Below are 25,301 nucleotides of genomic sequence, written 5' to 3'. Positions count from 1 at the left end.
AGGAGAACTCCGCGATGACCGCACCTTATTCTATCGATCCGACCCGTTTCCTGTCCGAGCAGCTCGAGCAGGCCTCCCCGGATCTGCTGCGCCAGATGCTCCAAACCTTCATCACCGCGCTGATGGGGGCCGAGGCTGACGCCGTGTGCGGCGCCGAATACGGCCAGCCCAGCACCGATCGGGTGAACTCCCGCAACGGCTACCGGCACCGCGACTTTGATACCCGCGCCGGAACCCTGGACGTAGCCATCCCGAAGCTGCGGCAGGGTCGTATTTCCCGGACTGGCTGCTGGAGCGCCGCCGCCGTGCCGAGGCCGCCCTGACCTCGGTCGTGGCGACCTGCTACCTGCTCGGCGTGAGCACCCGCAGGATGGAGAAACTCGTCGAATCCCTCGGAATTACCCGGCTGTCGAAGTCCCAGGTTTCCATCATGGCCAGGGACTTGGATGAACAGGTTGAGCAGTTCCGTACCCGGCCCCTGGACGCCGGACCGTACACCTTCTTTGCCGCCGACGCGTTCCTGCAGCGGACCATCAAGTTACCGTGGAAACCGTCCTCTGGAATCGCGGGCGCACCCTTCCTGGGCGTCGTCTTCGGCCTGGGCTGGACGCCGTGCATCGGCCCGACGCTCAGCGCCGTCCTGGCCCTGAGTACCGCCAGTGGCTCGGCCTGGCGTGGCGCCCTGCTCGCCTTCGCTTATTGCCTCGGGCTTGGGATTCCCTTCCTGCTGGTGGCCCTGGGTGTTAACTGGGTTAGCGGTGCGGTCTCGTTTCTCCGGCGCCACATCCGAAAGTTCAACCTCGCCGGCGGCATCACTCTGGCGGTCCTGGGCATACTCATGGTCTCCGGTGTCTGGACGCAGTGGATCTACCAGCAGCAAAACCTGATCGGTACCTTCGCCACACCGGTCTGAGTTGGACAGATCCTCCGGCGGTGGGGCACCGAAAAGCCGGGAGACCTGCCGGCCGTTCCAGGTCCGGGCATTACCGGTCCCGGTGCTCTACCTTCCGGGAAGGATACGCGGCCGCACTTCCCATCTACTATGATCGATAGTAGAATAGGTTGTGACCCCCGGCAGGGGACGAGCCTGCCACAACAACGACGGTCCAGCTGAAAGGCTTCATATGACTTACCCCGCAGATCAGGATGAAAAGTTTGCCGCTTACGCCCACCCGGAGCGTCTGGTGTCCACGCAATGGCTCGCTGATGCACTCGCCGCAGGCTCACCGGAAGGCAAGCTTGTGGTCGTTGAATCCGATGAGGACGTGCTGCTCTATGACACCGGGCATATTCGCGGTTCCCTCAAGATCGACTGGCATACGGACCTCAATGACCAGGTGACCCGGGACTACGTCGGGGGTGAGGCGTTTGCCCGACTCCTGTCCGCGAAGGGCATTTCCCGCGACAGCACGGTGGTGATTTACGGCGATAAGAGCAACTGGTGGGCTGCCTACGCACTGTGGGTCTTCACCCTCTTCGGCCACGATGACGTCCGGCTCCTGGACGGCGGCCGCGACAAATGGATCGCCGAAGGCCGCGAACTGACCACTGACCCCACAGTGCCCGTCCCGGCGGACTACCCGGTGGTGGAGCGTCATGATGGCCCGATCCGTGCGTTCAAAGATGAGGTGCTGGCGCATTTGGGTAATCCGCTCATCGACGTGCGCTCCCCGGAGGAATACACCGGGCAGCGCACGCACATGCCGGACTATCCCCAGGAGGGTGCCATGCGCGGGGGCCACATTCCGACCGCGGCGTCGATTCCGTGGGCCCATGCCGCCGCGCAGGACGGCACCTACCACAGCCGTGAGGCGCTGGAGGCTCTGTACCTGGGTGAAGCCGGTCTCAAACCCAGCGACAATGTCATCACCTACTGCCGCATTGGTGAACGTTCCAGCCACACCTGGTTTGCCTTGAAGTATCTGCTGGGTTTGGAGACCGTTCGCAACTACGACGGCTCCTGGACCGAGTGGGGCAACGCCGTACGTGTCCCGATCGCCACGGGCGAGAACCGCGGCGAACTCCCCACCCGTTCACGTGCGTGAAAGAAGTCCTGTGACGAGAACCGAAAGGCAGCATGACCGGGCTCGAACGCCTGGCTGCTGAGCGGCGGTCCGGGTACGGGCGCCTCGTTGACCATGCGGAATACATGGCTACGGACACCGAGAACTACTACAATGAATAGTACTAGGTGGGTTTCAGCCCGCCTGGTCCAACCAGAAGGGGAGGGCACGACGATGGGTAACGGCAATGCAATGATGGGCGACGGGAACTGGGGCGCCATGATGGCCGGCATGGGGCTGTGGACACTGGCGGGGCTGATATTTTTGCTGGCCGCAGCCGCGGCGGTGACGCTGCTGGTTATCTGGATAGTCCGGCGAACTTCCGCGCAGAACCAGGGATCCGGCGGGGGTAAGGGAGGCGGTGACATCCTGCGCAGGCGCTTCGCATCCGGGGAGATCGACGACGAGGAGTTCAGGCGCCGGCTTGCGGTGCTTGAAGGGCCATGACGGGCCGGTCCACCAACAGCCGGAGCTCCCGGGATGAATCTCTCGACGCCCCGAGGCGAATCGACTACTATCAAAGATAGTAGCTAGGTGAGTGGCTGGACCTCGCATGATTCGGGGACCAGCCGGTTGCACTGGTTCTTTGCCGGAGCAGCCGGCGGGGAACTGAACGCTTTGATCTAATCAACGGATATGAAGGGCACGACGATGCAACAGATTTTCTACTCCCTGGCGGTTTTGGCTTGTCCCGTGGGCATGGGCGTGATGATGTGGCTGATGATGCGCTCGAACAAAAAACCGTCCGGCGATTCCACCGCGCCGGCTTCCGAGAAAGAACTGGCGCAATTGCGCGCGGAGCTGGATTCGCTGCGGGCCGGTCAGCCGATCGACCGGCCGGTAGCCACTCAGGCCGAGCTGGACAAGCTGTACACCGATCTTGACCGGCTACGCGGCGCCGAGCCCTCCGCTGTCGTCGGAGGTACGGACGAAAAGGCCAAGCGATGACGAGCGGAGCAGTTTTTGCTCTGATCGTGTTGCTGCTGGCAATTGGGGCGACCTACTTCTTTTGTATCCGCCCGATGCGCAAGGGCAACTGCGCCATGGGCAAGGCCGGGGCCGCTTCCGGGGACCGGGACTCCGGAGCGGAAGCGGCACGGCTGAAGACCGACATCGCAGCGCTCAAAGAGCAGTCGTCCCACCCGGTGTCGAAGTAGCCGGAAACGTTCCTGATGCGGTTGGCATGGGATTCTTCGCCCCGGTCCGGGCCTCGCGTGTCTGAGCGCCCACCCCGGTTGCCGAACTCCGGCAGCGGACGGGCCCAGACCCACCCCTTCGATTGAAGGCCCCTGTTGCGGCTCTCCGGGCCCCATGACCGGAGAGCACTGATCGTGATCTCCGCTTCCCCGGCAGCGTCCCTAAGATACCGGCCGCCCGCAGCCGGGGCACTGCCTTCGGCCACTGACCTGCTGGTGCTGCTGGTCCTGGCTGCCTCCGCCCTGTGTCTGACGATTAACTTTTCGTCCCGCACCCCGTTCTCCGCAGCATCGGACCAACGGGTGTCCGCCGTGGAGAAAAAGGCAGCGCCAGCGGTGACCGTCCCCGCGGATGGACCCTGTGCCGGCACTCACAGTCCCGGATCGGCTGCCATGTCGTGCAGTGCTCAAACAGCTCTGCCCGCTGCCCGCCCGGCCCAGGTTCAGCAGGTCGTGCCAATGGCAGACCCGGTTTCCACGCGGATCCCCGCTGTGCACACAGTGCCAGGAATATCCGCATCAGTGCCGCAACGCCGGGGGAGCCCACCATCCCTGGCCCAGCTGTCCATCAGCCGCAGATAAACAACGGGCGGGTTCAAAACCCGTCGGCATCCGGCCGCCCCACCCTTCGCGTGAGACCGGTGCCTCGTGCGCCGCGACTACCCGCAGGAAGCCCCAACGGCCGGTTCGTTCCACATCACCACCCCTGTTTCCTGGTGCGTCCTTTGACCACGCTGCGGACCACCATGGCCACATCCCTGAAGGACATTTCCCCATGACCAAGAAGCGGCGTAAGCCAGCATCGAAAAGACCTTTCCGCTCCGGCCCCAACCCAGCCAGGGACTCCAACCATGACACCGGGTATGCCGGCTGGAACGAGGTCATCACCACGTTGGCACCTCTACAGAAAACCGGACCCGCGACCGGGGCTGGCCCGGACCCACGACCGCACACCGCTGCCGCCAACCGGAGACCCCCGTCCCCGGGAACGGCCGGCCCGGTCCCTGCCCGCCCCACCGCCCCTGTACCTGCACCAATGCAGCAGGTGCCAGTTGATCCGGCTGCCCCCTCAGCCGCGGACCGGCGCCGTCATGTGTCCTTCCACGACCTGGATCCGCAGGGACTGGCAGCAACGTACTGGATTGACACCGACAGGTGGAAGGGCCCGGATGAACTGTCGGTGCGTTTTTCCGGACTCAAGGCCGACGGCGTGCCGGGGAAGCCACCGGAAAAATTCCAGTGGTACGAGGACGTTGACGCCATCAGTGCCGGCACCGGACGCGTCGCCGTCACGGCGCAGGTATCCAACATCAGTGCCGGCACCTGGCAGGTTTCCGCGGAACCGGTCTGCCGGACGGACGCTGAACACCGACTCCACGCGTCAACGCTGCCCGGTACAACACCGTTGCGGAGCACCGTGCACACCCGGTTTGCCCCCTTGGTCCATGGGCCTGGGGTCCACCTCCTCTCCTGGCCGCTGCTGGTGTGCTTGGGCGCAGTCCTGGCGGTTACCCTCGAGGCCGTATTTCTGTCCGCCCGGGGCGTGGAGCCGACCGGACCGGTATGGCTGTCCGTTCTTGCCAACGCTGTGGGAGTTTTCGGGGCCCGGATCTGGTGGTTGGCCCTGAACCGGCAGCCTGTACGCAACTTCCTTAAAGCGGGTGCGTGTATACAGGGCTTCCTGGCCGGTGCCTTGGGGACCGTTGTTCTGGGTGCGTTGGTCTTTGGCTGGCCGGTGGGCAGGATCCTGGACGCCTCCGCGGTGGGAATCTTCTTCGGGATGGCGGTCGGGCGGCCGGGCTGTTTCTTCACCGGCTGCTGCTACGGGCGCCCCACATCCTCACGGTGGGGACTATGGTCATCGGACCGGCGCATCGGCCGGCGCAGACACCCGGTCCAGCTCTACGAAGCTGCCCTGGCACTGCTGATCGGGCTGGGAACGCTGCCACTGATGCTCGGAACACCGCCGCACGTTCCCGGACTGGTTTTCATAGGATCCGTCATGGTCTACACGGTGGGGCGTCAGCTGCTCTTCCCGCTGCGGATGGACACGCGCACTCCCCGGGGCCGGAACGCAACCATTTTAGGGTGCGCCCTCATCTTCGGTGCGGACATCCTGGCGGCCGTAGCGTTTTGACGAAGGGATAACGGCGGCAGCGGGCACTGGAGCGCCCGCCCTGCCGCCGGGATGACCCCGACCGCAGACCGAAAAGTTTTCCGGTCAGGTGTGCATGGCCGTGGAGGTGCTGGTGTCCGCCTGACACGGCGGCATCGTCCCGGCTGCGGAGGCAGGTGCAATCGCCAAAAACAGGGGCAGCGCGAGAAGTGCGCCGGTTGCCAGTACAGCGGCGATGGTTTTTCCGGTGCCAAGGGGCCGGGCCGGACGGACGAGGCGCCGGACACGGGTCACTGCCGAGTCGCCGCCGGCGCCTAGGGCGGCAACGGGGGTCAGACCGTGCTCGGCCAGTCGTACCAGTGCGGTGGCCACGGTCAGCCGGTCGCTGCGTCGGGCGGCGGCATCATCGGCGAGCATTTCCACCAACGAGCTGAGGGCGATCCGGGCCTCGCGGAAGGCAGGAACACCGGGGAAGGCGTGCTGCAAGGCATCAGCGGCCGCAAGAATGAGGTGATGGTGCCCGTGCAGGTGTGCTTGTTCGTGGGCCAGGACCGCAGCGAGCTGGCTCTCGTCAAGAGCGGTCAGCGCCGCACTGGTCAGAACGACCTGGCGGCGCCGCCCGGGGAGGCAGTATGCCGCGGCGCTGGAGTGGTCAACGACCACTGCGTCGTAGTCACGGTGGGGTCGGGCGATGATGGCCAGGGCCTGCAGCTGCCGGCTGCGGTTGCGGGCTGCCCCTACCAGACCGCGGGTGAGACTGTATCCGACCCTGGCCAGCACGGCCAGAGCCGCGATGGCACCGGTGGCACTGATGATCGCACCCCCGGGGGTGGCGTACCGTTCACGCAGGGCCATCGCGCAGGCGCGAAAGAATTCGGCCAGGTTGGTGGTCCAGGGAATTTCCGGAACCGCCAGGGCCAGGCCCGCGAGTAAAACCGTCAGCACCAGGGAGGCACTCAGTGCCTGCCAGGCAGCAATACCGATCCGCGGGGAGCGCTCCAGCCATGTGCTGCGGCGCAGCAGTACTGGCGCAGGTACGGCCAGGATGACGGCGAGAAGAATCAAAACTGCCGGGGCGATCATTGTCCCGTCCCGGTTTCGTCCTGCACGCGTCCGTCCAGTGCATCACGCAGCCGGGCGACCTCGGCGGCGGGCATTTGTTCGAAGAAGTGCAGCAGCGTCAGGGTCCGGTCGGAGCCGCCGGCCAGGACCTCGCCCATGAACGCCGCGGTGTGCTGTTCGCGGGTCAGCGCGGGGCGGTATATGAATGCCCGCCCCTCCTTGTGCCTGGTCAGTATCCCTTTCCGGTGCAGGGTGTCCATCACGGTCATCACGGTCGTGTAGGCCAGGTTCCGGCCGCGCTGCAGGTCCTCCAAGACCTCACGTACGGCAACGGGGTGGTCCCAGGACCACATCCGGTCCATGACCGCCTGTTCCAGTTCGCCTAACTGACGCACCATGCGCTGACCCCTCCTGCGTCCGGGACCGGCGAGAATGCACGGATCCAACTACCGCCCATAGTAACGCATCAGCGCCGGACGGCCCCAGCTGACCCGGGAGTGGGTCAGCCCTGCACGCCACCCGAACACGGCGCGCCCGGCTCGGGCGTCTGCGGGCCCTGCAGGTACTTCTTGAGGAACACCGGCAGCCGAGGATCCTGCGCGCTGTCCAGTTTCAGCTGTTTGCCCCAGGCGCTGGCCACCACCGCCGAGGGCAGGGCCGGGTATGGACTCAGGAGCTCGTACGGGTGGGAGGCCGCCTGCTTGGCCAGGACGTCGATCTGCGTCTGAGGGAGGTCCGGGCGGTAAGTGACCCAGACCGCGCCATGTTCCATGGAATGCACGCTTTCCCATGTATTGACCGGATGCGTGTACGTCCCGCAGTTCGTCCATACCGGGGCGTGGTCCCCGCCCACAGGCGGATTCTGCGGATAGGTGACGTGGTCGGAGGTGTGTTGGCGGGTCAGGCCGGTGAAACTCTGGATACCATCGATGGGTTTGCTGGCCGCCGCGTGGGTCGCGGCTTTGCTCTGCTGGTCCACCACGATGACGGTCGTCACGGTCCCGGCCAGGGCGAGGAGGACGACGGCGCTGGTACCGTAAATCGCGATCTTCCGGCGCCGATCCTCCCGTTTTAGTCTGGCCTGCATGGCCGCCACAATTTTTTGGCGCTCATCGACCGCTTCCCTGCGTGCTTTACCCATTATCAGGCCTCCTGCGATTGCTGTTGACGGATTCTCATCCGGTCGGGGTACCCGCCGGCAGAGCCGGGGCCGGACCGTGCAGCCGACGCAGGCCGTGCTTCGCGCCCGGTCACGGCTGCGCGCCGGGGGTGCTGTTGGTTAGGGAAAGGTGGTGCCGGAGTTTTTTCTCCGACAACCGGCCGTAGCTGAACATGTCCCCGTCGATCAGAACGCCCGGGGCGAAGACGACGCCGGCGCGGGCAGCGAGCCCGCGCCCCTCCTCAGTGTCCAGACCAAGCTCACGGATCTCCAAGGGATACTCGCGTGCCAGCCGGGAGAGAACTTCCTTAGCCTGCCCGCAGGAGCCACAGGAGGCTTGGGTCAGGACGGTGACGTGCGTCATTTCCCTGTCCTCCCGGCCTGCAGGTCGGTGAGGATCTTGGCCACCGGCACATACATGGTGTAGTCCGGAGCGCCCCCGTAATCGGCACGCCATTGAATGCGCCCGTCCGGGCCGACGAGGATGAAGCTGTGTCCGTCCCGGGAGTCGCCCATCATTCCGAACTGGTTGGCGCCATAGGTGCGTGAGACGTCCAGCTTCGTATCGGCCAGGGCGGTGGCGGTGAGCTTGTCATCGGTCATCTTCTGGGCAATCAGATTGACCGGACCGCTGGTGATGGTCAGCACCTGATCGATGCCGGCGGAGTGCAACTGGGTTTTCGCCGCGTCCAAGTCCCGGATCTGGTCCCAACACGGCTGGCACCCCAGTCCCTCGTGGAAGTAGAGCAGGACGGTCTTGCCCCGGTAGTCGCTGAGGTTGACCGTGCCCCCAGTGGTGGAGGGAATGGAGAAGGCCGGGGCCTGAGCGCCGGGCCCGGGGTTGCCGACAGCATAGCCTGCCGCAGTTTTTCCCGCCCCGGTTGGGGCCGCGGAGTGGGTGTTGAGATTGACAAGGACCACGGCGGCAATCACCGCCGCGACGACGGCAGCAAGGGCCGCCCACAGCAGTCCGCTGCGCCTGGTCCGCCGTTGTTGGCCCGCTGACGGGCGCCCGGTTTTCGTTGCTGCCATTAGTGGAACTCCTTCGTGGGTGCATGGCTGGCCCCTGCGGAGCTCTCATCATGTCTTGGAGATGATGAGCCGATGTTGGCCGTGTCTGCCGAGTTTGCGGTGGTTGAGGTATTTTCGGGTGCCGGGAGAGGGGCTGGCCCCGATTCCAAAGGTGCCGTCCCGGATCCTGCCCGAATCGATTGGGGGTCCCGAGGCCCGGGTTTGCTGTACCGGCGCGCGGCCCAGAGCAAAAGCGCCAGGACCGCGAACACTGCCGGTCCGGAGATCCAGCCGGGAACGAAGGCCAGGAACTGCTGTATTCCGGCCGCGGCGTGGTTTAGGGCCGCGGTGACCTCCACCTGCCACCCATCCGGTGCCATCCCCGGCTCCTGCACCGCGATGACAACGGTCAGCACGCCCATCGCGATCATCAGGGCACTCGAAAGCAGCCTCATCAGCGGCACCCGCCGGGACGCACCGGGCCACAGCGGGACGGTGCGGCTGGTGAGCCAACGGCTGGCACCCCAGTTTTTCTTATCCCACACCAGGGCCAGGACACACAACGGGGCCACCATCCCGAACACGTACGCGACCCCCACGGCGAGGGCCGCCGGAAAAGAGGATGCGGCGCCGGAGAGCGCGGCCACCCCGGCCAGAACCGGGGCGCAGCAGGCACTGGCGGCGCCGGAGAACACGCCCAGCCCGTAGACCGATCCGATACCTTTGCCCCCGCCCCGTCCGGAGGGCATCGGCAGCATCATCTTCCAACCGCCTAGCGTAGCGGCACCGAGGGCGATCATGGCCAGCCCGACAGCACTGAAAATCCACAGGTGATATCCGAAGAGGACCCGGCTGACCACCGCTGCGCCCAGGGCAATGGGTAGGATAACGGTTCCGACTCCGGCCGCGAACACGAACGTCATGGCCAGAATCCGGCTGCGGCGTTGAAAACTGGAGGCAAAGAACGCCGGCAGCATCACCGACACGCAGCACGGTGCAGCCAAAGCCACCATGCCGCCCAGAAACGACGCCAGGATCGTTGTGGAGAGCAGAACCTGCCCCATGAACCAGCTCCCATCAGGAGGCAAAGAAAGAACCATCAAATTACTATTGAATATAGTAGTACATCCAGGGTCCTGCGGACTCCACCCCGGGTGGAGATCATCGAAAGACCCGCGGCGCCCCGAAAACCAGCTCCGGGCCGGGACCGATCGGCAGCGCCCAAGGGCGGTCCGAAGGAGCCCTCCGGTGAGCTGAGACGTTCGCTCCCAAATCGACGCGCCGGAAATGCTGCAGCTCCGCATCACCCGGGTGAGCTGAGGGGAACATCGCCCGGCCCCACGCAGTGATGGACCGCCGGGATACGTTCCACCGCCGGGCCGAGGCCTATCGGCACTGCCCCGGCATGGGAGTCATCGACCTTCATGACCACTTCGGTGGCTGGTGTGCGCCCGTAGGTCCTCAAGGTCATTGTGTCCCCGGTTTCGTGCACAATCCAGTCAACGCCATTGACTGTTGTGCACTCTTCCGTGGTCGGACCAGGGGCAGGGACCCCGCACCGAAGCACCACACCGGCCGGGCTGCCCCAAGCCGCCGTTGCTTGGCCGGTGGTTTCGCGCCGTTGCAGGCCCGCAACAGTGGAGGGCAGGGCCGCCGCAAGGGCTGCGCACCCGGGGCTCGCCGCCTCTGCTGCCGGTCGGACATCGATGGGCGCGGAGCACGCCGTGGCCACCAGGGAGACTGCGGCCAGGGTCAGGGCGGCGCCCGTGCACCGCGACCAGCCCTTCGGCCACACACGGCCACTGGCTTTCCCCGGCATGGCCAACGTTGTGAGAGTAGTTGTGCTCAGCTGCCGACTCCGGCGTAGGAATGCAAGCCGGAGAAGTAAACGTTCACGATCGCGAAGTTGAACACGATGCACAGGTAGCCCACGATCGAGAGCCAGGCCGCCCGGGTGCCCGTCCAGCCGCGGGTGGCTCGGGCATGAAGGTACCCGGCGTAAACCACCCAGATGATGAAGGTCCACACTTCCTTGGTGTCCCAGCCCCAGAACCGGCCCCACGCCTTCTCCGCCCAGATGGAGCCAAACATCAGCGTCAACGTCCAGCCGACGAAGGCGATCGCGTTGATCCGGTACGCCATGTTCTCCAGGCTCAGGGCGGAGGGAACCAGCCGCATGAACGGCAGCCGGTCCGCTTTGCCGGCGGTCAGCGCCGCGTCGCGGCGGAACTGCATCAGCTGCAGCACGGACATCGCAAACGTGAGGGTGAACAACGCCGAAGACATCACGGCAATGGAGACGTGAATGAGCAGCCAGTAGCTCTGCAGGGCCGGCACCAGATGCCCGGCCGGAGTCCAGAAGACCACCGAGGCCGCGGTCAGCATCACCAGCACCAGACCGATCACGAAGGTGCCCAAAAAGCGCAGGTCACGTCGGGTGAGCACGAGCAGGAACACCACGGCCACCACCAGGCCCCCGGTGGTCCAGAACTCGTACATATTCCCCCACGGCACACGGCCCGCGGCCAGGCCGCGGAAGAGGACCCCGCACGCATGGACGACGGCGGCCAGGACCGTGATGGCCACGCCAACCCGGGCCGGGATGCGCCTTTGTGGGCCGTAGCGCATCGAGTCATCAGCAGTGTGGGCCGAGGACCCGGAGGGCACCGTTGGCCGCTCCGCGCGTCCCTCAGGGCCGTCGAGATCCGGTCCCTCCGATTCGATGCCGGCATAACCGGAGGCGCCGGCGCCGACCGGAATCCTACGGGTGACGACGGCCTTGGTCCCCTCGGCTGGGCTCATGGCCGCCTGCCTGCTTTGCTCCAGCACGGTCCTGGTCGTCTTGGAGTTCTGAACCAGATCCCAGGCGAAGGCGATAAACGCGATGGCGTAGGCAATCCCTGCCAGCAGCATGAACCGCTCGCTGAACATGGCAAATGTTTCGTTGATATCAGGCATTACTGATCCTTCGCGCTCGTTCGGGTTGCCGCCGTTGTGCCACCCGTGGTGCCGGTGTTTCCCGTGGCGGCGCTCATGCCGTCCCTCGGTTGCTCCTGACCAGTTCCCAGTATCGACAACAGCTGTTGCAGCAGTTTGCGGATGGTGGCCGCTTCGGCGGCCAGTCGGTGATTTTCTCCGCGTGCCAGCAGCGCGTACTCGATCATGGTCCGCCCGTCCGGGTGGGTTCCGGTTCGGACCCAGACGCGGTGCCGGCCCACGAAGAGCGAGCAGACCAGGCCGGCGAGGGCGGCGAGGGCAGAAATCAGGACCCCCACCTGACCGGGATCATGACGGATGTCGACTCCGATGTACCGTTTGATCCCATCGAAACTGATGGTTCCCTTACCTTGGGGCAAGGTGTAACTTTGCCCCAGTGCCAGGACGATTCCCCCGGCGGGTTTGTCCCGACCGTTGAGCTGGGTGAGGTTCTTCGTGTCCAGGGTGTACACATTCCTGGGTTGGCCGGTGTTCAGACCCAGGTCGCCGTAGTACGAATTGAGGTTCAGCCGTGGGTTGAACGGGTCCGGATCGCTGGCGTAGGAAATTCCCTTGTCATTGACCAGGGCTGTGGGCAGGAAGAAACCGACAAACCCGAGTTGAGATGGCTTGGCGTCCGGTGCCTTGATGACCAGCAGCGAGGTGTAGGCGCCGTCGCTGGGGATGGAGATGACCGGCCCGCTGAAGGCGGTTTTCCCTGTTCCATCCTTGACCGTGACCACCGGGGCGTACCCGTTGCCCACCAGATAGAAACTCGCCGCTCCAATGGTGATCGGGTCGTTGACCTTAAGCGTCTGGTGCACTGGTGGCGCCCCCGGCTTGTCCGTGACCGTGACCGCGGCCGTGAAGTCGATGGGCTGGCCATAGTGTGCCTTGGACGAGCGGTCGAATTTAACCGAAAATTTGTCCAGGGTGATGGCGAATGGATCAAGCCGGGTGGGGCTGAAGTTCGGGCCCGGCGAGAAGGAGTCGTAGCTGATCAGTGTGTTGACGAAGGTGTCGCCCTCCACCAGGATCTTCTGCCCCCGGTAGCCGAAGAGACCTCCGATCGCGACGAAGACCAGAACACCTATCAGGGATACATGGAAGAGTAGATTTCCGACCTCCCTGATCAACCCGCGTTCACCGGCCACGGAGGGACGGTCGCTGCCAACATCATAGAGACCGATCCGGTACCGGCGCTTCCTGAGCAGCCGTGCCGCGTCCTGGAGTGCCTGCTCGGCGCTGATTCCCAAGCGTTCGGGTAATTCCAGGGTGCCGTATTCGGTCAAGCGCGACAGGCGCCGCGGTGTGCGCGGCGGGGCCGAGCGCATGGCCTTCCAATGCGCCCGTGCCCGGGGAACAACACAACCCGCCAAAGAAATGAAAAGCAACAGGTAAATGGCGGAGAACCAGGCGGAGGAAAAGACATTGAAGAATTGGAACCTGTCCAGCCACGGCCCGTAACCCGGATGGTCTTTCAGATACTGGGTGACAGTGGACGGATTAACCGAACGCTGCGGGAACAGGGATCCCGGTACGGCTGCGACGGCCAGCAGGAGCAGTAAAAACAGGGCATTGCGCATGCTGGTCAGTTGCCGCCACACCCACCGCAGCATCCCCCAAAACCCCAAACGCGGGAGGGTGACTGCATCGGATGCAAGATTAGGTTTCGCCCGGCTGGCTTCCTTCAGCGCTGGCATCTCCTACTTTCCCGCCAACGCGTCGGTGATCAGTGATTTGAGGGTGCCCTGATCGGCGATTCCCAGGATTCGGGAGGTGACTTTGCCGTTCTTGTCGATGACCAGGGTGGTGGGGACCGCCTGCGGTGGGACATACTGCGTCATGGCTAGAATGACGCCGCCGTTCTTGTCCTTCATGCTCGGATACGTGACGCCGTAAGTCCGTTCAAAAGCGGCGGCTTCCGGTTCCTCGTCCCGGAGGTTCACACCGTAAAACAGGACACCGGCAGGCTTGAATTCCTGCCACAGGGCTTCGAGGCGGGGCGCTTCCAACCGACACGGCGCGCACGCCGCATACCAGAAGTTCAGCACCACTACCTTCCCTGCCCATGCCGTGGAATCAACGACCTTTCCGTTGAACAGTTTCCCGGTCAGTACGACCGGTGCCTTACGTTCGCCCTGCCCGTACTCAGTGACCGAACCGTCGCCGGCGATGTAATTTTTGTTATCCCCGGCATTGGCCTGCCGGGCCAATGAGTCCTGCGCCCCGCATCCGCTCATCGCCAGACCCAGACCCAGCGCAGGGGCGATCGTGCCCATCACCCCTCGCCTCGTCGGGCCCCCAATGGTCGGCTGTGGATGCGGCGGCTCCGTTGCGGGCGTACTTCCAGGGGGGGAGGTCATTATCATCCTTTGCACCATCACGTTCACGTTCGTGGTCGGGGCCGGTCACGGCCATCACCGCTGCTGCCCCTTCCCGGTTCCCTCATGGCAGGACCGGCAGACACCACAAGTCTACTATGGCATATAGTAATACGAGTCGGGCCGGGGCCCGGCGGGGAGGCCCCGGATGGCAGGGTTGCAGTGGCACCACCGGTCCGAAATCCCAGTGAAAATATCAAGGGATTAATTGATGCGATCCGGCCTTTATCAAAGGAATATATCCAAGCCGCAGTCCCAGAACCCGGAGCCAGCCGCGGCTGCGTCAACGGCTAACACCCACCCACAATCCGTCGAAGGAAGCATGATGACGAAAAACCTCCCCCACGACGACGCGGCGGAAAGCTACCGACGCCACAGGCGGCTGATCAGGACTGGCCAAGTCCTGATGATCGTCGGTGTGCTGGTTGCCCTGTCCCATTGGATTGCCCATATCACCATTAACGGCGGCCCACCGGTCATCCAGGATCTTCTGATCGGCTACCCAACCGGAGGCGGAATCATTGTGCTCGGAGCCATCCTGGCGGGCCGGACCATGCCGAAGAAACGCTGACTCTGTCTTGATGCTTCCCCCACCAGGCGCACCAGTGGATCCGCAAAAGGCTCAAGGGCCCTTGAAGTGCAGTCACAGAAGACCGGCCCTGCATAAGGGGCCCGACCCTACCTCATCAGCAGGGGCGGTCGCTCAGCCATCGGTACCCTGATCCAACGAACAACGCGCCGTATCATCCTCGTGCATCTGGCCGGCAACTGCGGGCTGAGAATCTCCGGGATTGACTCCCCACAACGTCTCTGTCACACCCCGCCAAACCTGAAGAGCATATTCATCTGCACCACCACAGGTCCCGGACCCGACGGTTCAACTGGTGGCCTCTGCTAACTCCGTACACCGGGGCAAAGACGACGCCCCAGCCAGCAATGCCACAGCAACACCCTTGACGACGGTACCCCCGAGGGGTATACGTTCGTTTTGTTCGGAAGGAAACACGATGAGAACGCATGACGGATAGGGGAGCGGCGCTGCGTTCACCTTCCCGACTCTGCTGGAGGGCAGTGCCAGCTGCCAAGGACAGAGCGCGTTTCTCTCATCCACATACGATTCACTCGGAATATAGGCCGGAAGAGGGCCCATATTGCATCACACGCAATAATCGCCGTTCCACTGGTAACCACAAATATTCGTTCTGAAACTATTCCTGGCGATGATGTGGTCTGATCGTGCCGCCGGCGGTTCAGCCGTTCAGCAGCAGTCTCCTCCACGCCAGGCGTCGAAGCCTTCCTTCACAGCCACTCCTGCAACGATCAGGCCTATGATCGGATCAAGCCACCAGGCGCCGAAGAGAGTGTTTCCTGCAAGCCCGATGAGGACCGCGGCGCCAGTGGCAGCGCATAGCAGGTTCCGCGTTCCTTCCCAGCGGCGGCTCCGGAGTTCAGCAGGTTGCCGAGGCGGTGTTTCACGATCCCAAGGACCGGCATGACGATCAGGGATGACGCGGTGAGGACGATGCCCAGCAGACTGCTCCCGGCCCGATGGCCCGAGGCAAGGTCAAGGACGGACTGAATGGCAATGTAGGGGGCCAGAAGTCAGAAACTAATGGCAACGGCCTTCTGCGCCCGTTCTTCTGCGAATTTGAATGCAGACAGGGGGAGACTGCCAACGGGCGTCTCCCCTTTTGTGTGAGGCGGTTTCTCTAGGCTCCCTGAGTCCGCACGTCAGGGAACCAGCCCTCGGGGGCTTTCTTCAGTTCCAGGTGTTCGGGGTCCCCGTGTTTTTGTATGTCGCATTTGTAGAACGGGCCGCGCGGGTCCAGGAGCACGCTCATGTGGTGGTCCGCGTGATCCTTCCACCAGACATTGATTCCCGTGGCTCCGTCCAGCCTGAGGTGTTCCCAGGCCCGCCACAGCGCTTCTACGCGGGAGACTGCTTCGGGGTGGAAATACCACTCGGCGCACCACTTGGCGGCGCGGCCGTCGACGTCGCGGACGTAAGTGGGCAGCAGCTGCTCGTGCAGGACTCTTCGGTTGAGCCGTAGACCATTCCAGGTGGTGAGAACACCCCGCTCCGGTGCCCCTGCACGGGGGACTCATAGCCGAAAGGGCCGCCGGCAGGAGGCAATCACAGGTGGAGGTGGCTGCAGGCACGCGCAGCGATCCGGCGTCGAACAGCGGCGGGCCGGACTTTCCGAACCTTCTTCCCCGCATGAAACCACATAACCTTGACTTTGCCCCCGGGACAAGGTTTTAGGATAGTGTGCACCGTTTCAGATGCCTTCGGGGCGGGACCGGACCAGCCGGGGAGAACGCAGGCAGCGGCCTCCGCCGTGGGCAGCATGAGGAAGGAACACTGATGAAGCAGACAGGATCGATGAACGGGACAAGCGATCCGGGCCGGTCGACGCCGCCGGAGACAGCGGCCGAGGGGTGTTCGATCGCTGAGGGCTTCCCGGGCTGTGATGCGGGGCCGGTCGGCAGGGCCGGGTTCGTGGTCCGGGAGATCCGGGCGGCGCTGGCGCGCCGGCGGCCCCGGAAACGGGCAGCAGAGACGGTCTCCCGGCCACCTCGGGCCGGAGGGCAGGAACAGGAAGGAAGCACGCGATGACGTTCCTCGGTATCGCCGGGCAAAGCCTGACCGAAGCATTTTTCATGTTTTGGGGCACGTTGTGGGCCTTGGTGTTCGGTTTCACCCTCTCCGGGGCGGTGCAGGCGTTCGTGTCCCGGCACGAGATGCAGAAAGCCATGGGTGACCACCGGCCCGGAACAGTGGTGCGCACCGGGCTGTTGGGTGCGGCGTCCTCGAGTTGTTCCTATGCGGCGACCGCCTTGGCAAAGTCGCTGTTCCAGCGCGGCGCTGATTTCACCACGGCGATGGTGTTCATGATCGCCTCCACCAACCTGGTGGTCGAACTCGGCGTCGTGCTGTGGCTGCTGATCGGCTGGCAATTCGCGCTGGCTGAGTTCGTTGGCGGGGCGATCATGATTGCCCTGTTCGTGCTGATTGCCCCGCGGGTCTTTCCCGCCGCCGAGCTTGAGCAGGCCCGGGAAAGACTGAATACCAGAGCCGCCCGGCAGGGCCGCCCGGACGAGTCCGACGAGGCCGAACGCCACGGGGTGAGTCTGTGGAGCCGACTGCGTTCGAAGGCCGGGTGGGCGGACGCGGCAGGGTACGCTGTCTCGGACGTGAGCATGCTGCGCCGGGAACTGCTCATCGGCTACCTGGTCGCCGGGATCCTGGCCGTCGCCGTCCCGGCTTCGGCCTATAACATCATTTTCTTCGCCGGGCACGGGTTCTGGACGGACCTGGAGAACGTGATCGTCGGCCCGTTCGTGGCATTCATCAGTTTCGTCTGCTCGATCGGCAACGTCCCGCTGGCCGCGGCCCTGTTCAAGGGCGGCCTGAGCTTCGGAGGCACGGTAGCGTTCGTGTTCGCCGATCTGATCGCCCTGCCCCTGGTAATCATCTACGGTAAGTTTTACGGCCGGCGGATCGCCACCCGGATCTTCCTCTCCTTCTGGGTCGTGATGAGCACAGCCGGCCTGGCCGTGGACCTGCTGTTCCGGGTCCTGGGCATCCAGGCCCCGGCCCGGCCGGTCGAAATCGTTCCGACCACGTTCGAGTGGAACTACACCACCTGGCTGAACATCATCTCCATCGCCCTCGCTGTGCTGGTGTACTGGCTGTACCGGAACAGGGAACGCTTCGGCGGAATGGAACAATACGCCAAGGACCTCGTCTGCGGTATGCAGGTCGAACGCGCTCACGCCCCCGCCGTCCACACCCACGCAGGAACCACCTACTACTTCTGCTCCGACCGCTGCCACGAAAAATTCATCAATGACCCCGACAAATACATCAACCAGCCCGGTGCCGAACCCATGACCGTCGCCCCCGCAGCACCCGTGCAGGACGCAAACCAAGACGAAGAGAGAGGCAATTCAAAGGACAGGGGCAAGCAGAATGGTGTCGCGGTGGACCCGGTCTGCGGGATGAACGTCGAAACCGCCCACTCTGCAGCCACCCACGACCACGCAGGAATCACCTACTATTTCTGCTCCCAAGGCTGCCACGACACCTTCGCGGGCAACCCAGCGGCCTTCACGAACACCGCAGCCGGCAGGAGCGGTGCCGGCACCTGAAGAGGATGAGGACCGATGACGGCCAGCCCCGGGGGCGGGCCGATTGGACCGGCTTGTCCACCGTCCCACCCCTTGACTCTGCCTCCGGGGGAAGGTGTAAGGGTGGAGGTGTAACAGCGGCCGTGACAGCGCAGCCGCCGCAAATGAGAGAGGAAGAGTGATTTCGGATGGGTTTGCAGGAAGGTGAACAGTATCGTTGCCCGGATTCCGGGTGCGGGTGCGAGATGAGCGTGACCAAGGGTGCAGGTGACGGTGATGCCGGTCAGAACGCTCCGACGTGCTGCTGCGGACACAGCATGGACAAAGTCAGCTGACCCCCTGCCCGCACTCAAGGTTGACGTGGTCGGCAGCGGAGAGGTTCGCTTCGGGCGGGCGTCCGCTGCCGGCCCCCGCCTCCTCAAGGGCTACTACACCGCCCGGGAAGCACACCACGCCCTCACCCACACCATTGAAGGAACAGCATGAACGGGTGGAACGCGCTCGTCGCCATCGTCGGCGGGATTGTGCTGATCTACGCGGTCCTGCTGGTCCTCCTGGCTCTTTACGCCCGCAGTCACCCGGATACGGTGAGCATGAGGGATGCCCTGCGGCTGCTGCCGGACCTGCTGACCCTGCTGCGCCGGCTCACCGCTGATCGGACGCTGCCGCGCGGAATCCGCGTCCGGCTCGTGCTGGTGCTCATTTACCTCGCCTCACCCATTGACCTCGTGCCCGATTTCCTGCCCGTCATCGGATACGCCGATGACGCCATCATCGTCGCCCTGGTCCTGCGCTCGGTCATCCGCAAAGCCGGTAACGGACCGCTGGAACACCACTGGCCCGGTACGCCCGCCGGTCTGGCCCTGATCCAACGACTGGCCGGGACGACCCCGGCATGAGCGCGATACCGGTACCGTGAACTGTCCCGTCGGCGGACGTCGAGTAGACTGACATCTGAACAAATATTCAGATATGGGAGGTTTTGTGGCTGCACACGATGTTGAGGCGTCTGATGGATGCGGGGTGAATCTGGTCGATCCGGAGAAGGTCGGGCTGGTCCGTTCGGCCCTGCCGCCGGAAACGGACATCGTAGAACTCTCAGACGTTTTCTCCCTGTTGGGGGATCCGGGCCGGTTGCGGCTGCTGATGTCGCTGCTGGAGGGTGGGGAGTTGTGCGTGTGCGATCTGGCGGCGACAACGGCCATGAGCGAGAGTTCCGTCAGTCACGCGCTGCGGCTGCTGCGGGCGCATCGGGTGGTATCCGTCTCCCGGCGCGGCCGGATGGCGTACTACCGCCTGGACGATGGGCATGTGCGGATGCTCCTGGATCTGGGCCTGACCCACACCGGCCACACCATCGCCGTCCATCCGGAACGCACCGGGGCGGGACGGAAGGGCGCCACCCCATGAGCGAAAATGGGAAGCTGCACAGCCACATCACCGGCCGGGTGGAGGACTCATCCTCCGGTAACCACCAAGGTCACAGCCACGGGATCGCGCCGAACGCGGATCGGCGCTACCTGCTCACCGCACTGGCTTTGATTGTGGGGTTCATGATCGTGGAGGTGATTGTCGCCGTCCTTTCGGGCTCGCTGGCCCTGCTTTCCGATGCCGGGCACATGCTCACTGACGCCGGGGCGATCGCGGCCTCCTTGTGGGCGATGAGTCTGGCGGCCAGCCCGGCCCGCGGGGTTTGGACGTTCGGTTTTAAGCGCGCGGAAATACTCTCCGCGGCGGCCAACGGCATCACGTTGCTGGTCATCAGCGCCCTGGTGGCGGTGGAGGCCATCCACCGTCTCATCGATCCGCCCCCGGTCCAGGGCGGCCCCGTCCTGGTCGTCGCCATCCTGGGCGTGATGGTTAACCTCGTGGCGGTATGGGTGCTGGCGAAGGCCAACCGGTCCAGCCTGAACGTGGAGGGGTCCTTCCAACATATCCTGACCGACCTGTACGGGTTCATTGCCACCGCTGTCGCCGGGATCATTGTCCTGACCACCGGCTTTGACCGCGCGGATGCCATTGCCTCCCTGGTTGTGGTGGGCCTGATGCTCCACGCCGGGTGGGGGCTGCTGCGCGACTCGGGCCGGATCCTCCTGGAGGGCGCACCCGAAGGTGTTGACCTGGCTAAAATCAGGGAGCACCTGCTGGGCACCGGGCATGTGAACGACGTCCACGACCTGCATGTCTGGACCGTGACTTCGGACCTGTCCGCCCTCTCCGCCCACATCGTCCTGGACGAGGGCTGCTTCCACGACGGACACGCACCGGTCATCCTTGATCAGCTGCAATCGTGCCTGACCGGGCATTTCGACGTTGAACATTCCACCTTCCAGCTCGAACCCGCCGGCCACGCCATCCACGAAACGGGGACCCACTGATGACCAACCCGCAGCCCCTTCCCCTGAACCGGAACAAGACCGCACCGGCGGACGCCGCAGGATGCAAGGACGGCTGCTGCTCCGCAGCGGCCCCGGCACTACCCGATGCGGGCTGGATACGCTACGCCCGCGCGGCCCGCATGCTGTCCTGGTTCAGCCTTGTCTGGATGATCCTAGAGGGAGCCCTCGGCCTGGTAGCCGGCGGGGCGGCTGGCTCCGTGTCCCTGATCGGCTGGGCGCTCAGCTCGGCGGTCGAAGCTCTGGCAAGCATCATCGTGATCTGGCGGTTCACCGGCTCACGCACGCATTCAGAAAACGCGGAAGGACTGGCGCAAAAAGCGGTAGCCATCAGTTTCTGGCTCCTGGCCCCCTACATCGCCATTCAATCGGTCATCGACCTCGCCACCGGCCACCATGCCGAGTCCAGCCTGCTGGGTATCGTCCTCACCGCGGCGAGCCTGATCATCATGCCCATCCTCGGTGTCGCTAAGCACCGCCTCGGCACCCGGCTGAACTCCGGCGCCACGGCAGGGGAGGGCACCCAGAACCTGCTCTGCGCAGCGACCGCCGCCGCCGTCCTGATCGGTCTGGCCGCCAACGCCCTCTTCGGGGCCTGGTGGCTGGACCCGATCACAGGACTCATCATCGCAGCCGTCGCCGTGAAAGAAGGCCGCGAAGCGTGGCGCGGTGAAGACTGCTGCTAGACCAGCCAAACGCTCCTTCTCTCAAACAGTGCTCCCGTATCGGGCGCTCAACTACGCCAAAAATGGTGGCACCGGTGGTGATTCGCAGACAGATCAGACCTTGAGCCCGCTCGATCTACCCATGGTTTGCCGTTCGTTTCATGATCTAATGCTTTCTGTCGCTGTCGTCAGTTGGCGTCCATGCTGAGATACCGGTAGACCGTGGCACGGCTGGCCCCGATGATCTTTCCGATGTCGGCGGGCTTCAGGCCCTGGGCTTTCAGCTCGTTCGCCCGCCTGACGCTGCCATGGACGGCGGTGACCTCGCGCCGTCCTGCCCTACGCCCATGGAAGGCGGCGATAGCCATGCCGGCTTTGGTCCGTTCGGAGAGCTGGTCGCGTTCGAGCTGGGCGAATGCGGAAATGATGGTGACCATGGCCTGTGCCATGGCCCCTCCCAGTTCGCTGCCGGGATCAGTGGCGATGCCGTCGCGCAGTGAACGGAATCTGATCCCGCGTGCTTTGAAGCCGTCCAGCAGTTCCAGCAGGTGGCGGGTGTTGCGCCCGAGCCTGTCCAGCTTCCACACCACGACTTCGTCCCCCCGGCTGAGACGGTCCAGCATCTTGTCCAGTTCGGGACGGCTGGCCTTGGTCCCGCTGACCCCCTGGTCGCGGTAGATGCGTTCGCATCCTACGGCCTCCAGCTCCCGGATCTGCAGCTCGGTATCCTGGTCCGCCGTGCTCACCCTTGCGTAGCCAAGACGCGTCATGTGGTTTACTTCCCGTTATCTCGTCAAAGGACGCTTTTAAGTGATTCTGAGAATATCAGGGTGAGACGCATTGTTGAGACACGATAGTGTGGAGACACGCTGCGAAAATTCGGTGGGATGAGGCATCGGCGTCTTGTCCGGTTAAAGGTTCCTTTATTGGGACTGCCGGGGTTGTGTCCGCTTGGCTCGATGCAGGCGCCAGCAGACCGCGCCACCAAGCTCCGAGTAATACACCCAGGCCGCTGCCTAGTTACCTGAGCGTCCGTATCGGGGTCTAACTGGCTTCCATATCTGTACGGGGCCGGCGGTTGCATGGATGCAACGCCGCTTCCAATCCGCGCGTTGCAATGCAAATAAATGGTTCTACATCTTGCAAACTTGGTACATGACCAGAGTTGAGTGGACCAGGCTTGAAGGCGCTGATGTGGAGGCCGTTGTGGCCATGTTCTTAAACCGCGACCACTCTCGCTCAACGCGTATCACCCCCTCCCGAGGGGACGGTGGAGTCGATATTCTCGACCGCGGCGCGGGCCCCAACGGCAGCGACGTCGTCTATCAGGTCAAGCGTTACACTGAGCCACTCGGGTCGAAGGAGAAAACTGCGGTAGAGGACTCCCTCAAGACTCTCATGAAGGATCCGCGTTGGGCCGAACTAAATGTAGAAGAATGGCATCTTGTCCTGCCCTGGGATCCCTCACCGGAAGCTGAGAAATGGCTACGTGAGTTTGGTGGGAAACAGGGCGTTACAGCGATCTGGAATGGGCTGACGTGGGTCGAAACGCTTTCTAGCAAGTACCCAGAAATTATTGACTATTACCTGCATGGGGGCCGCTCTCAGATTCAAGAGGCATATGAGATTGTTTCAGCGGCTTTCGGTGCAGAACGTACCGAAAGTGGCTTGGGTGTCCTTGCCGTGCAGGAAAAGGTCAGCAAGGCGCTCCTTACGCTCGAGGACGATCCTCACTACAGGTACGAGCACCGATTTGGGAGTGGCGAACTACCAGCTTTTTCCTCGCGCCCGGGTCTGGTGCTGCACCTCGCCCACCCGTACAAAAGCAACGGACAATGGTCTGCCGTGGACGTTATCGCGCGGTGCGCCGCCTCAACAGTTGAGCGCCCCATTGTCGTTCGGGGCAGCCTCAAGCTGGAGCCGGGGAGCGAAGCAGCGAATGCGTTTCAAGACTTCATGGCATATGGGTCCCCTTTTCGAAGCCCAGAGGGCGCCTACACGGGAGAGCTTGACGCGCCCGGCGGACTTAGCCGGGCCATAGATGGGGCCATGGTTTCCACCTGGTCGACCAATAAGGACTTAGGTGACGATCCGGAGCTTCATTTGGAGATGGTCGCCCCTGACGGAAAAATGCTCGCGGCCGTCGACCTAAAGCGGATTGAGCGAAGCCAAGGTGCGGAGGGTCTGCGGGTCGTACTTGAAGAGACAAACGATGTCTTCATCATCGAGGACCGATACAACGTGTCCGGCAAAACTTCGAGTCGTCACCTGTCTTTTATTGACCTCACAGGCAAGCCCGTGGCCAAGGTTTTGCCAGCCCTGACTTTCCTGACTAGTTGCCATGCCCCGAATTTCGGCCGACTTAGCCGCCGTTACACTCCCCCAGAAAAGGGAGTCACTGACTTAAACATGGCCTTCCAGTGGCCCAAGGAAATTAATGAGAATCTGATGCGAATGGCCGAGTTGGTCGGCCTACTCGCACGCATTCAGACCAGCAGCGCCGCCACAATCAAGGTCCCCGGCGCTGCCGCGGTGCGCGAGGGCCAACCGCAAAGCTGGCTGGCCGCGGCTAAAATACTTTCTGGCGAATCAATCACTAGGGTCTACGAAGAGGGGCACTCGGTACGAATCGACCTCGACGGTGCGCCAACCCCGGCTGGATCTTTTGAAGTCTCGGTTCCCTTGGAAATCATAGTCGGCGAGCAGCACGTAGAACTAGGACAAGCTCTGGCTTATTTCGACACACCGACATTCCTCGGTTCCCAGGAACTCGATGGACGGACTTTTCTCGAGCTTCAGACGGCGCAACGACGAATAACCTATCGCCTATTGCCCAAGAGATAGAACACACCGTCGATTTCCGTTCCACAACAGGCGTTTCACGAACAGATTATGGATCAAGCAAGCCAGTCTCCCTGCCTGGAGAACCGGTGCTCCATCGAACGGTTCATGATCATGTTTAGAAGCACGTTCCGGGACCAGCCATACTGGACGGCCGCCGCGGCACACTATTCCCACCCGTCCTTTGGCTGTGGCGGCTTTGTCCAGAATCGTCCTAACATGGCCCCACGGCAAATGTGCCACAGCCTGTGGCACATTTTCATCCGCGCCCCAAGCGCGGACCATCGCGGTCATATACTGCAGGTTCCGGTACGACAGGCCCTTCATATCCGGAACCGAAGCACCCGCCCCTTTTCGGCGGTGGCATGGTGCCCATCCCCCTTTGAAAGGACTTGCCCTGATGACCAGTGCCACCGCCCAACAACCCAGCGAGCCGGGGTGCGCCCCGCCGCCGGTGGCCGCCGTGACGTCGCCGGTGCCTTCTTCCACGACCCCGCGTGCCAACACACCGTTGATGCGCAAGGAGCACAGGGAGGAGGTCGCTTTGTTCCGTTACCAGGTCATCCGGGCTGCTGCGGACCCTTCCCTGAGCACCCGCCAGCGCGGGCCCCTGGTGAAGGAACTCGCCGCCGCCGAGCACCTGTGGCCTTTTGGCGGGACCCGCCGCTACTCCAGGGAGACCCTGGACCGCTGGATCAAGGCCTGGCGGGCCGGCGGTTTCGACGCGTTGAAACCCGATGAGCGCTCCTGCGTGCCGGTGACCGATGCACGGATCCTTTTGTTGGCTGAATCCCTCAAACGGGAGAGACCGAACCGGACCGCGGCCCAGATCAAGCGGATCATCACCCGCCGTCAACTCCCACCTGGGCGTACCGGCCGGAACCGCCAAAGCACTTCAGATCTCCCGGCACGTGCATGCCAAGGCCACCAACGCCGTCAAGGACAACGACACGTCCGCTCTCAACCTCTCCTCTGGGATCAACTACCTGGACCTCGTCGCGACCCGGCACCGTGAATCCCTCACCGGGGCGCCGATCAGCTTCGCCGACATCCAAGCCCTGGACAACACGGCGGGGGCGAGGTCATGAGCACGATCACGACCCTGCAATCGTATTTCGGGTTCACCCGCATCCCCTTCGGCCGGGACATCCCGCCGGCGGCGCTGGCCCAGCATCCCGGACACCGTGAAGCCGTCGCCCGCATCGAATGGTGCATCGACCAACGCCGCATGGGCGTGATCACCGGGGAAGTCGGGGCCGGGAAAACCGTTGCAGCCCGGGCCGCACTGGCCCGGCTGGAAC

27 protein-coding genes and 4 pseudogenes are annotated in these 25,301 nt (G+C 63.8%); 19 read left to right on the top strand and 12 right to left on the bottom strand.

What is annotated here, in order from left to right:
* Positions 1-14: 14 nt before the first annotated feature.
* The 7 genes and pseudogenes from IV498_RS15220 to IV498_RS15190 all read left to right on the top strand — a co-directional run.
* Positions 15-523 (top strand): annotated as a pseudogene (locus tag IV498_RS15220) (transposase); the annotation flags it as partial.
* Positions 518-913, top strand: a pseudogene (locus IV498_RS15215) (cytochrome c biogenesis CcdA family protein); the annotation flags it as partial. The pseudogenes IV498_RS15220 and IV498_RS15215, both read left to right, overlap by 6 nt.
* 211 nt (positions 914-1,124) lie before the next feature.
* Positions 1,125-2,045, top strand: a complete 921-nt coding sequence (locus IV498_RS15210; RefSeq protein WP_269047940.1) for a sulfurtransferase — start codon at positions 1,125-1,127, stop codon at positions 2,043-2,045.
* A 192-nt stretch (positions 2,046-2,237) separates the two neighbouring features.
* The gene (locus IV498_RS15205) at positions 2,238-2,510 is read left to right on the top strand and encodes an SHOCT domain-containing protein (protein WP_269047939.1); all 273 of its coding nucleotides are present in this window, start codon (positions 2,238-2,240) and stop codon (positions 2,508-2,510) included.
* Positions 2,511-2,714: 204 nt separating this feature from the next.
* Complete coding sequence (locus IV498_RS15200) at positions 2,715-3,011, top strand: hypothetical protein (RefSeq protein WP_269047938.1); 297 nt, start codon at positions 2,715-2,717, stop codon at positions 3,009-3,011.
* The gene (locus tag IV498_RS15195; RefSeq protein ID WP_269047937.1) at positions 3,008-3,220 is read left to right on the top strand and encodes a hypothetical protein; all 213 of its coding nucleotides are present in this window, start codon (positions 3,008-3,010) and stop codon (positions 3,218-3,220) included. The genes IV498_RS15200 and IV498_RS15195 overlap by 4 nt, the downstream gene beginning before the upstream one ends.
* A 1,084-nt stretch (positions 3,221-4,304) precedes the next feature.
* Positions 4,305-5,396, top strand: a complete 1,092-nt coding sequence (locus IV498_RS15190) for a prolipoprotein diacylglyceryl transferase (RefSeq protein ID WP_269047936.1) — start codon at positions 4,305-4,307, stop codon at positions 5,394-5,396.
* 84 nt (positions 5,397-5,480) lie between these two features.
* Here IV498_RS15190 and IV498_RS15185 read toward each other — a convergent pair whose 3' ends face one another.
* The 10 genes from IV498_RS15185 to IV498_RS15140 form a co-directional block, all read right to left on the bottom strand.
* Positions 5,481-6,458, bottom strand: a complete 978-nt coding sequence (locus tag IV498_RS15185) for a M56 family metallopeptidase (protein WP_269047935.1) — start codon at positions 6,456-6,458, stop codon at positions 5,481-5,483.
* Positions 6,455-6,835: a BlaI/MecI/CopY family transcriptional regulator gene (locus IV498_RS15180; protein WP_269047934.1), complete on the bottom strand. Its 381-nt coding sequence runs from the start codon at positions 6,833-6,835 to the stop codon at positions 6,455-6,457. Before IV498_RS15180 ends, IV498_RS15185 begins: the two co-directional genes overlap by 4 nt.
* A gap of 104 nt (positions 6,836-6,939) precedes the next feature.
* Positions 6,940-7,578, bottom strand: coding sequence for a DUF3105 domain-containing protein (locus IV498_RS15175; RefSeq protein ID WP_269047933.1), 639 nt, complete (start codon positions 7,576-7,578; stop codon positions 6,940-6,942).
* A gap of 109 nt (positions 7,579-7,687) precedes the next feature.
* A complete protein-coding gene (locus IV498_RS15170; protein ID WP_269047932.1) occupies positions 7,688-7,960 on the bottom strand; it encodes a glutaredoxin family protein in 273 nt (90 codons plus the stop codon).
* Entirely contained in the window at positions 7,957-8,628 is a 672-nt protein-coding gene (locus tag IV498_RS15165) for a peroxiredoxin family protein (RefSeq protein WP_269047931.1), read from the bottom strand. Before IV498_RS15165 ends, IV498_RS15170 begins: the two co-directional genes overlap by 4 nt.
* The gene (locus IV498_RS15160) at positions 8,628-9,671 is read right to left on the bottom strand and encodes a cytochrome c biogenesis CcdA family protein (RefSeq protein ID WP_269047930.1); all 1,044 of its coding nucleotides are present in this window, start codon (positions 9,669-9,671) and stop codon (positions 8,628-8,630) included. The genes IV498_RS15165 and IV498_RS15160 overlap by 1 nt, the downstream gene beginning before the upstream one ends.
* Positions 9,672-9,910: 239 nt before the next feature.
* Entirely contained in the window at positions 9,911-10,402 is a 492-nt protein-coding gene (locus IV498_RS15155) for a DUF3515 domain-containing protein (protein ID WP_269047929.1), read from the bottom strand.
* Between the two features lie 50 nt (positions 10,403-10,452).
* The gene (gene ccsB, locus IV498_RS15150; RefSeq protein WP_269047928.1) at positions 10,453-11,565 is read right to left on the bottom strand and encodes a c-type cytochrome biogenesis protein CcsB; all 1,113 of its coding nucleotides are present in this window, start codon (positions 11,563-11,565) and stop codon (positions 10,453-10,455) included.
* The gene (gene resB, locus IV498_RS15145; RefSeq protein WP_269047927.1) at positions 11,565-13,286 is read right to left on the bottom strand and encodes a cytochrome c biogenesis protein ResB; all 1,722 of its coding nucleotides are present in this window, start codon (positions 13,284-13,286) and stop codon (positions 11,565-11,567) included. The genes ccsB and resB overlap by 1 nt, the downstream gene beginning before the upstream one ends.
* 3 nt (positions 13,287-13,289) lie before the next feature.
* Positions 13,290-13,865 (bottom strand): TlpA family protein disulfide reductase, encoded by a 576-nt coding sequence (locus IV498_RS15140; protein WP_269047942.1) that lies wholly within the window; start codon positions 13,863-13,865, stop codon positions 13,290-13,292.
* A gap of 424 nt (positions 13,866-14,289) precedes the next feature.
* Here IV498_RS15140 and IV498_RS15135 point away from each other — a divergent pair, with 424 nt between their 5' ends.
* On the top strand, positions 14,290-14,538 hold the full coding sequence (locus IV498_RS15135; protein ID WP_269047926.1) for a hypothetical protein: 249 nt from the start codon (positions 14,290-14,292) through the stop codon (positions 14,536-14,538).
* A 1,138-nt stretch (positions 14,539-15,676) separates the two neighbouring features.
* Here the strand turns inward: IV498_RS15135 and IV498_RS15130 are convergent.
* A pseudogene (locus tag IV498_RS15130) lies at positions 15,677-16,029 on the bottom strand (DUF4913 domain-containing protein); the annotation flags it as partial.
* 303 nt (positions 16,030-16,332) lie between these two features.
* Here IV498_RS15130 and IV498_RS15125 point away from each other — a divergent pair.
* The 7 genes from IV498_RS15125 to IV498_RS15095 all read left to right on the top strand — a co-directional run bounded on the left by IV498_RS15125 (position 16,333) and on the right by IV498_RS15095 (position 21,180).
* Positions 16,333-16,584 (top strand): hypothetical protein, encoded by a 252-nt coding sequence (locus tag IV498_RS15125; RefSeq protein ID WP_269047925.1) that lies wholly within the window; start codon positions 16,333-16,335, stop codon positions 16,582-16,584.
* On the top strand, positions 16,581-18,119 hold the full coding sequence (locus IV498_RS15120) for a permease (protein WP_269047924.1): 1,539 nt from the start codon (positions 16,581-16,583) through the stop codon (positions 18,117-18,119). The genes IV498_RS15125 and IV498_RS15120 overlap by 4 nt, the downstream gene beginning before the upstream one ends.
* Before the next feature lie 255 nt (positions 18,120-18,374).
* Complete coding sequence (locus IV498_RS15115; RefSeq protein ID WP_269047923.1) at positions 18,375-18,584, top strand: hypothetical protein; 210 nt, start codon at positions 18,375-18,377, stop codon at positions 18,582-18,584.
* Positions 18,581-18,997, top strand: coding sequence for a YkvA family protein (locus tag IV498_RS15110; protein WP_269047922.1), 417 nt, complete (start codon positions 18,581-18,583; stop codon positions 18,995-18,997). Before IV498_RS15115 ends, IV498_RS15110 begins: the two co-directional genes overlap by 4 nt.
* Before the next feature lie 73 nt (positions 18,998-19,070).
* The gene (locus tag IV498_RS15105) at positions 19,071-19,508 is read left to right on the top strand and encodes an ArsR/SmtB family transcription factor (RefSeq protein ID WP_269047921.1); all 438 of its coding nucleotides are present in this window, start codon (positions 19,071-19,073) and stop codon (positions 19,506-19,508) included.
* Positions 19,505-20,476: a cation diffusion facilitator family transporter gene (locus tag IV498_RS15100; RefSeq protein WP_269047920.1), complete on the top strand. Its 972-nt coding sequence runs from the start codon at positions 19,505-19,507 to the stop codon at positions 20,474-20,476. Before IV498_RS15105 ends, IV498_RS15100 begins: the two co-directional genes overlap by 4 nt.
* Positions 20,476-21,180: a cation diffusion facilitator family transporter gene (locus IV498_RS15095; protein WP_269047919.1), complete on the top strand. Its 705-nt coding sequence runs from the start codon at positions 20,476-20,478 to the stop codon at positions 21,178-21,180. Before IV498_RS15100 ends, IV498_RS15095 begins: the two co-directional genes overlap by 1 nt.
* Before the next feature lie 167 nt (positions 21,181-21,347).
* Here the strand turns inward: IV498_RS15095 and IV498_RS15090 are convergent, their stop codons facing one another.
* A complete protein-coding gene (locus IV498_RS15090; protein ID WP_269047918.1) occupies positions 21,348-21,929 on the bottom strand; it encodes a recombinase family protein in 582 nt (193 codons plus the stop codon).
* Positions 21,930-22,245: 316 nt separating this feature from the next.
* On the opposite strand from IV498_RS15090, the gene IV498_RS15085 reads away from it, so the two are divergent.
* The 4 genes and pseudogenes from IV498_RS15085 to IV498_RS15070 all read left to right on the top strand — a co-directional run.
* Positions 22,246-24,003: a restriction endonuclease gene (locus IV498_RS15085; protein ID WP_330059709.1), complete on the top strand. Its 1,758-nt coding sequence runs from the start codon at positions 22,246-22,248 to the stop codon at positions 24,001-24,003.
* A gap of 397 nt (positions 24,004-24,400) precedes the next feature.
* A pseudogene (locus IV498_RS19105) lies at positions 24,401-24,733 on the top strand (helix-turn-helix domain-containing protein); the annotation flags it as partial.
* 178 nt (positions 24,734-24,911) lie between these two features.
* Positions 24,912-25,088: a hypothetical protein gene (locus IV498_RS15075; RefSeq protein WP_269047916.1), complete on the top strand. Its 177-nt coding sequence runs from the start codon at positions 24,912-24,914 to the stop codon at positions 25,086-25,088.
* Positions 25,085-25,301 (top strand): hypothetical protein (locus IV498_RS15070; RefSeq protein WP_269047915.1); only part of this gene is annotated, 217 nt, incomplete at its 3' end. The genes IV498_RS15075 and IV498_RS15070, both read left to right, overlap by 4 nt.

The sequence above is a fragment of the Paenarthrobacter sp. Z7-10 genome (genome assembly GCF_026932795.1).
Classification (GTDB): Bacteria; Actinomycetota; Actinomycetes; order Actinomycetales; family Micrococcaceae; genus Arthrobacter_M.
The sequence above is the reverse complement of the archived record's forward strand: the minus strand, read 5'-3'. Positions and strand labels throughout refer to the sequence as shown.

Bases quoted from the DNA above. Each gene is read 5' to 3' on its own strand.
- IV498_RS15210 (WP_269047940.1), top strand. From the start codon at position 1,125: ATGACTTACCCCGCAGATCAGGATGAAAAGTTTGCCGCTTACGCCCAC.
- IV498_RS15205 (WP_269047939.1), top strand. From the start codon at position 2,238: ATGGGTAACGGCAATGCAATGATGGGCGACGGGAACTGGGGCGCCATG.
- IV498_RS15200 (WP_269047938.1), top strand. From the start codon at position 2,715: ATGCAACAGATTTTCTACTCCCTGGCGGTTTTGGCTTGTCCCGTGGGC.
- IV498_RS15195 (WP_269047937.1), top strand. From the start codon at position 3,008: ATGACGAGCGGAGCAGTTTTTGCTCTGATCGTGTTGCTGCTGGCAATT.
- IV498_RS15185 (WP_269047935.1), bottom strand. From the start codon at position 6,458: ATGATCGCCCCGGCAGTTTTGATTCTTCTCGCCGTCATCCTGGCCGTA.
- IV498_RS15180 (WP_269047934.1), bottom strand. From the start codon at position 6,835: ATGGTGCGTCAGTTAGGCGAACTGGAACAGGCGGTCATGGACCGGATG.
- IV498_RS15175 (WP_269047933.1), bottom strand. From the start codon at position 7,578: ATGGGTAAAGCACGCAGGGAAGCGGTCGATGAGCGCCAAAAAATTGTG.
- IV498_RS15170 (WP_269047932.1), bottom strand. From the start codon at position 7,960: ATGACGCACGTCACCGTCCTGACCCAAGCCTCCTGTGGCTCCTGCGGG.
- IV498_RS15165 (WP_269047931.1), bottom strand. From the start codon at position 8,628: ATGGCAGCAACGAAAACCGGGCGCCCGTCAGCGGGCCAACAACGGCGG.
- IV498_RS15160 (WP_269047930.1), bottom strand. From the start codon at position 9,671: ATGGGGCAGGTTCTGCTCTCCACAACGATCCTGGCGTCGTTTCTGGGC.
- ccsB (WP_269047928.1), bottom strand. From the start codon at position 11,565: ATGCCTGATATCAACGAAACATTTGCCATGTTCAGCGAGCGGTTCATG.
- resB (WP_269047927.1), bottom strand. From the start codon at position 13,286: ATGCCAGCGCTGAAGGAAGCCAGCCGGGCGAAACCTAATCTTGCATCC.
- IV498_RS15140 (WP_269047942.1), bottom strand. From the start codon at position 13,865: ATGGGCACGATCGCCCCTGCGCTGGGTCTGGGTCTGGCGATGAGCGGA.
- IV498_RS15135 (WP_269047926.1), top strand. From the start codon at position 14,290: ATGATGACGAAAAACCTCCCCCACGACGACGCGGCGGAAAGCTACCGA.
- IV498_RS15125 (WP_269047925.1), top strand. From the start codon at position 16,333: ATGAAGCAGACAGGATCGATGAACGGGACAAGCGATCCGGGCCGGTCG.
- IV498_RS15120 (WP_269047924.1), top strand. From the start codon at position 16,581: ATGACGTTCCTCGGTATCGCCGGGCAAAGCCTGACCGAAGCATTTTTC.
- IV498_RS15115 (WP_269047923.1), top strand. From the start codon at position 18,375: ATGCCGGTCAGAACGCTCCGACGTGCTGCTGCGGACACAGCATGGACA.
- IV498_RS15110 (WP_269047922.1), top strand. From the start codon at position 18,581: ATGAACGGGTGGAACGCGCTCGTCGCCATCGTCGGCGGGATTGTGCTG.
- IV498_RS15105 (WP_269047921.1), top strand. From the start codon at position 19,071: ATGGGAGGTTTTGTGGCTGCACACGATGTTGAGGCGTCTGATGGATGC.
- IV498_RS15100 (WP_269047920.1), top strand. From the start codon at position 19,505: ATGAGCGAAAATGGGAAGCTGCACAGCCACATCACCGGCCGGGTGGAG.
- IV498_RS15095 (WP_269047919.1), top strand. From the start codon at position 20,476: ATGACCAACCCGCAGCCCCTTCCCCTGAACCGGAACAAGACCGCACCG.
- IV498_RS15090 (WP_269047918.1), bottom strand. From the start codon at position 21,929: ATGACGCGTCTTGGCTACGCAAGGGTGAGCACGGCGGACCAGGATACC.
- IV498_RS15085 (WP_330059709.1), top strand. From the start codon at position 22,246: ATGCAACGCCGCTTCCAATCCGCGCGTTGCAATGCAAATAAATGGTTC.